The organism is Brockia lithotrophica, assembly GCF_003633725.1.
In the GTDB taxonomy this organism is placed as follows: domain Bacteria; phylum Bacillota; class Bacilli; order Thermicanales; family DSM-22653; genus Brockia; species Brockia lithotrophica.
Map to the genome: position 1 here is coordinate 1 of NZ_RBIJ01000013.1, position 2,508 is coordinate 2,508.

General features: G+C 33.8%; 1 protein-coding gene. It reads right to left on the reverse strand.

All coding sequences use genetic code 11. From position 1 onward, the window contains the following. Positions 1-187: 187 nt before the first annotated feature. Complete coding sequence (gene asnB / locus C7438_RS08955; RefSeq protein WP_121445016.1) at positions 188-2,050, reverse strand: asparagine synthase (glutamine-hydrolyzing); 1,863 nt, start codon at positions 2,048-2,050, stop codon at positions 188-190. Between the last annotated feature and the right edge of the window lie 458 nt (positions 2,051-2,508).

The window sequence follows — 2,508 nt, forward strand, 5'->3', positions numbered from 1 at the left end:
ATGGAAAGGATTACGCTGGCCTCAGGCTTATTTTTCGATGTAACCACCCTGAAGGAGGAAGTGCATAACTTTTGACGTCAGTTCCACCAAAGGGGGGCTAATTTAAGCCATTTTTTGTAAGATAATTATTAGGTTAAATCTAATTTTATTATTAAATTGCCATAAAATAAAAAAGAATAATACTTTTTTATTTTAATATATTTTTTTCAATAAAAATACTATGCCAAATCATAAAAATTAATATTGTCCATATCTTTCTAGAATTATCTTTAACACCATATTTATGTTCCATTAAAAGATTTAACGAAAAATTCTTGTTTATAATATAATCTGTTTTACTTGACGATATAATATCATAAGCCCACTCAAAAAAATCTTCTCTTAACCATTTACGAATTGGAACTGGAAACCCCAGCTTTTTACGAAATACCACATCAGATGGTAAAATGTCGCTCAAGGCCTTCCTTAAGACGTATTTTGTTGTTCTATGAGTTATTCGATAATAATATGGTATTCTAGATGCCACAGAAAAAACTTTTTTATCTAGATATGGTACCCTTAACTCTAAAGAATGGGCCATTGTCATTTTGTCGGCCTTCGCCAAAATATCTCCGGGAAGCCATGTTTTGATGTCTATAAATTGCATTTTTGTTATATCATCGTATTTTTCTGCTCTATCATAATATACTTTAGTTATTTCTGTCGGCAAACGAGCGCCAACTTCAATCGGATCAAAAAACAGCAATTCTTTTTTTAAATCTTCATTAAAGATATACGCGTTCCCGAAATATCGCTCGCGAAGAGGCTTTGTACCGCGAATTATAAAAGATTTACCTTTTATTCCATCCGGCAATTTATTCGCTGACAAATATAAATAATAACGCAAAAACGATGGAATAAAATTAAATATTTTCAGTGATAGCGGTTCTTTATAAATACCATAACCACCAAACAACTCATCAGCCCCCTCCCCTGATAGTACAACTTTGACGTATTCTTTTGCAAGTCGCGCCACAAAATATAGTCCGAGCGCCGAAGGATCGGCAACTGGCTCATCTTGATAATAAACAGCTTTTGGTATCTCGTTTAGATAATCTTTTGGCGTTACAATTACATTATGATGCGGCATACCAAGGATATTTGCTATATATTTTGCATATGCAATTTCATTTTTTTCGCCATTGCCATAAAATCCCACAGTAAACGTATCTACTACCCTCCCTGTTTCTTTTATTAATGCTACAATTCCAGCCGAATCAATTCCAGAGGATAGAAAAGCCCCGACCGGAACATCGGACTTCAAATGATTCGAAATCGAATCAAGCAAAGCCGATTTAATCTCTTCTACGTAATGATCTATTGGCTTATTGTCGGGATCGAAGACTGGCTCCCAATAAGAACACATGTGTATTCTACCGTTTTTAACGATACCATAACTTCCAGGAGCAAGTTTATAAATTCTTTTAAACATTGTTAATGGATCTGGAACATATTGAAATGTATAATAATTCCACAAAGATTCTAAGCAAATCTCTGTTTTAATTTTTGGGTATTCAATAATACTTTTTATTTCTGAACTAAAAATATATGCATCATCAGTTTCAGCATAATATAATGGTTTAATACCAAAATGATCCCGCGCAAAAAATAATATGTTGTTTTTTTGATCGTACAAAATAAACGAAAACATGCCCCTTAAATAATTTAAAAAATCAAATCCATATTTTTCATACAAATGAACAATAACCTCTCCGTCTGAGTTAGTAGTAAAAATATGATTTTCTTTAATTAAGTTATTTCTAAGTTCTTCGAAATTATAAATTTCCCCGTTAAAAATTAAGAATATTGTTTTATCTTCGTTTGTTAGCGGCTGGCTACCATTTTCTATGTCAATTATAGACAATCGCCGGAATCCCAATCCTATACTCCCATTAATATAAAACCCATCCTCGTCTGGCCCGCGGTGTTCGATTACTTTAGTCATTTTTTTAATAATACTAAATTCAACAGGAGTATCATTTTTCATAACTATCCCCACGATACCGCACATATAAGATCCCACCTTTTTTAACTTTATCTCCGCCGAAATCACCGTCGTACTTACAATAACATATCCGATATATTCATATTAACGCATGTAGAGTATGGATTTGTACACATTAATAACGTAAACAGTAGTGACGTAAGGTAACAGACCTATTTCTAGACAATCTCTTAGGCACCTCTTCCAATTTGTTAATGTCATAGTTGGGTTTTCGAATCTCATAACAGGCGGGCCCACTCAAACATCGGAGGACATTATAGCTCTTCTAGACTCGAAAGTCAAGGTTGTCCATGCCAATCGGCCGCTGTACATAATCTGCCTCACTCTCACTGACGATTAGCACCATTTGTGAAGGAATGCACATATCCTAGAAACAATGCACATATCCTAAAATTTAGTTATATACACAATTATTTAGTTTATTCTGAATTAAAATACCTTTTAGACGCCGTCCGCTCCTCATG